This is a genomic window from Acidisoma sp. (genome assembly GCF_035492295.1).
In the GTDB taxonomy this organism is placed as follows: domain Bacteria; phylum Pseudomonadota; class Alphaproteobacteria; order Acetobacterales; family Acetobacteraceae; genus Acidisoma.
Genome location: NZ_DATJJK010000195.1, coordinates 1 through 3,471, shown reverse-complemented (window position 1 = coordinate 3,471; position 3,471 = coordinate 1). Strand labels below are relative to the sequence as shown.

At 62.3% G+C, this 3,471-nt stretch carries 3 protein-coding genes and 1 pseudogene; 1 reads left to right on the top strand and 3 read right to left on the bottom strand.

The window, feature by feature from the left end; genetic code table 11:
- Positions 1-301: 301 nt before the first annotated feature.
- From VL752_RS14595 to VL752_RS14585, 3 genes are read right to left on the bottom strand one after another with little or no spacing between them, the layout of a single operon-like run.
- Positions 302-1,069 carry an SDR family oxidoreductase gene (locus VL752_RS14595; protein WP_325356515.1) on the bottom strand — a complete coding sequence of 256 codons (768 nt, stop codon included), beginning with the start codon at positions 1,067-1,069 and terminating at the stop codon, positions 302-304.
- 2 nt (positions 1,070-1,071) lie between these two features.
- Complete coding sequence (locus VL752_RS14590; protein WP_325356513.1) at positions 1,072-2,268, bottom strand: mandelate racemase/muconate lactonizing enzyme family protein; 1,197 nt, start codon at positions 2,266-2,268, stop codon at positions 1,072-1,074.
- Between the two features lie 57 nt (positions 2,269-2,325).
- Entirely contained in the window at positions 2,326-3,048 is a 723-nt protein-coding gene (locus tag VL752_RS14585; protein WP_325356511.1) for a FadR/GntR family transcriptional regulator, read from the bottom strand.
- A gap of 182 nt (positions 3,049-3,230) precedes the next feature.
- On the opposite strand from VL752_RS14585, the pseudogene VL752_RS14580 reads away from it, so the two are divergent.
- Positions 3,231-3,471 (top strand): annotated as a pseudogene (locus VL752_RS14580) (hypothetical protein); the annotation flags it as partial.

The following is a 3,471-nucleotide window of genomic DNA, read 5'->3' as shown; positions in this document are numbered from 1 at the left end:
CTAGCGTCATAGTTCTATCCTGCAGCATGGCGCGCGTCTCTGCTGTCAGTTCGTGACCCACGAAGATTGGCTGAGGTTCTTGGGTGATTTGTCGCAATACGGCCTGCACCGCTTGGTGGGCGGCACCGGCGTTGTAGAGCCGCGCGAACGCTCATAAGTCGCCGATTATGCATCAGCGAAGCCGCTCAGCTGGTTGCCCGCCGACCGAGTATCGCGTCCGGTCGCGCCGGAACCGCTATAGGCTGTCCGCGCGACTGGCTACCGACCACGCCAGCAGGTACTATTCGCAGTCCGGGTGCGTCTAAAGAACGGCGAGCATGCCGCCGTCGACGTATAGAATCTGGCCGTTGACATAGGCGGCCGCCGGAGATGCTAGGAATACGACCGCCCCGATGAGGTCCTCGGGCGTGCCCCATCGCGCGGCGGGCGTGCGGCTGCGCACCCAGCCGTCGAAGGCTGCGTCTTCAACCAGGGCCTTGTTCATCTCAGTGATGATGTAGCCAGGGCCAATCGCGTTGGACTGGATGTCGTGCTTCGCCCACTCGGCCGCCATCGAGCGCGTCAGCAGCTTGATGCCGCCCTTGGCGGCAGTGTAGGGGGCGACCGTAGCGCGCGCCACTTCACTCGTCAGCGATCCGATGTTGACGATCTTGCCGCCCATACCGCGGGCGACCATGCGGCGGGCCGCCTCACGGCCAATGAGGAAGGCGCTGGTCAGATTGGTCTCCACCACGCGCCGCCAGTCTGCGACGTCAAGGTCCAGCATCGGCTTGCGAAACTGAATGCCGGCGTTGTTGACCAGGATATCGATCTCCGTGCCCGCCGCGTCGAAGCCTGCGAAGGCAGCCATAATGCCCGCTTCATCCGTCACATCGAAAGCGCTGACGGAGACGGCATGTCCTGCCGCCGCCAAGCCGCGTTCGGCGTCCGCGAGCCTGCCGGCGTCGCGCCCGTTGAGCATGATCGCGGCGCCGGCCTCCGCAAGACCGCGCGCCATCGCGAGGCCGAGGCCACCGGAAGACCCTGTGATGAGAGCCGTCTTGCCGGAAAGATCGAAGAGCTTGGACATGCTCAGACGTCAGTCCGGCGGACGACGAGATCGGTGCGCTCGAACACGGCTGGCTGAAGCTCGGTGCCCAGGCCAGGACCCGCCATCGGCAATACGTACCCGTCCCTGATGACTGGAACCTCGGTCACGAGTTCCTTGTACCAGCCGGCATAGAAGGCGCGCACCGATTCCTGAATGAGCGTATTCGGCTGACTGAACGACATGTGAACCGCCGCCGCGAAGCCGACCGGGCCGATACAATCATGCGGCGCGAAGGGCTTGTGATAGGTCTCAGCCATGGCCGCGATCTTGCGCCCCTCCGTCAAGCCGCCGGTCCAGCAGAGATCGACCATGACGACGCCGATGGCATCGCGATCCAGCATCTCCTTATAGGCCCATCGCGAGCCGAGCGTCTCGCTGGCGCAGACCGGCACATGCGTGGAGCGTGTGTATTCCGCCAGTGCCTGGCTGGAATTCATGCGGATCGGATCTTCGAACCAGGTAGGCTCGTAGGGCTCCAGGGCGCGCGCGATGCGCTTGGCAGTGGTGAGATTCCAAAGCGAGTGGAACTCGACCATGATCTCCATGCGGTCGCCCACCCGCTTCCGGATCAATTCGAATGGCTTGAGGGCAGTCTTGAGCTGTTCGGATGAAATATCGACTCCACCGGTCTCCCGCGCTGCCGGGTCGAACGGCCAGATCTTCATCGCATTGATGCCGTTCTCGAGCAGATTTTCGGCCAGCGCGCCGGCATCTGTGGTGAAGGCCTGGAGATCCTCGTAGGGGCCAGCCGCGCCGATGTTCCAGGTATTGACGGGGCGGATGTCACGGTTGCGCACATATTGATAGCCGGCGCAGGTGTTGTAGACGCGCAGCTTGTCGCGGCAGAGACCACCCAAAAGCTGATGCACGGGCAGGCTGCTCGCCTTGCCCCAGACATCCCACAGCGCGATATCGATCGCGGAGGCGGCGCGATACTCGGTCCCGGTGCTCGACTGCGCCATCGGCAGATTGACCAGTTCCTTGTGAATGGCCTCGATACGCAGCGGATCGCGTCCCAGCAGTCGTGCGGCCAGCGTGTCATGAATGTGGGACGCGACAGCGCCCGCTCCATAGAAGGTTTCGCCGAGGCCGATCAGTCCTTCGTCGGTGTGGATGCGGACCCACAGGACGTTTTCGAATTCTCGTGCCGAGAGGGTCTCAATTCCGGTGATCTTCATGGACTGCTTTCCTGATCGTCTTTTTTACGGTGCCGCGTTGCGTGATAGCTTGGGTGGTCAGGTCACGCCGGCGTTGAGAAGGGCTTTGATCGTGAGGTCAAAATGATCCGCCATCGCTCGTTCGGCCGCTTGCGGATTGCGCGCCTCGATGGCTGACGCAATCAGGGAGTGGCTGCCGACACTTTCGCGGCGCGCCTCGTCATTGGGCCGGCTGGCCCAGCCGATCGCCCAGGTTTCGTGGGTAATGACGCGGAAGGATCCCACCAGCAGCGAGAACAGGGGGTTGCGAGAGGCCCGTGCAACTAATTCGTGGAAGGACATGTCGAGTTCCATCACGCGAGTTGGCTCGTCGAAGCGCTGCAGCATCTCTTCGGCGATAGAGGTGATGTCGCTCGCCTCCCGCGTCGTGCGCCGCAATGCGGCTAGAACCACGGTGCGCAGCTCGATTGAGCGGCGCACATCAAGAATCTGCTGGATATTGACCTGCTTGGTGTGGACCGCATGCTCGATCAGCAGACTTGTCACAGTCTCATCGGCAGCTGCCACACGTGCGCGCCGGCCATTGCCGATATCGATCAGCTTCAACGCCGCAAGGCCGCGAAACCCCTCCCGCGCGACAGCGCGAGAGACCCCGGCACGCGCCGCAAATTCAGCCTCACTTGGCAAGGTCGCTCCGACCGGCAGGGTGTTATCGCGGATATGGCGGCTGACTTCGGACATCACCCTGTCGACGAGGCTCGATGGCTGCTCGCCCGAAGCCGCCTCTTCCGGCGCGCTCACCCCCATTTCCTCTCCCATGGTCACAACCTATCTGACAGGTCCCAGTATAATGCCTGCAGTTTTCGCCGCAACCTATTTGGCATGCCGCGTTGATTGTGGTAGAGCGCTGGACATAAGAGATCACTGAACAGAGTGACTGGCCGCTCAGGGTCAGGCCCGCAAGCGGCTAAGAGGGGTGAGTAGTGATGATCGGGACACGTGCATCGGGTCTGCTTCGCCGATCCCCTGTCTGGGCCGCAGTTGTTCTTCTTTATATCGTGGCGTCCATCGTTTCGCCCGCCATGCTCAAACCTGAACAGATCCTAAATATTCTTCAGGTCACCGCGTTTCTTGGGTTGGTCGCGACCGGTCAGACCATGGCGCTGCTGACGGGCGGCATCGATCTCTCGGTCGCGGGCGTGGTCACGATGACCAATATTGTCG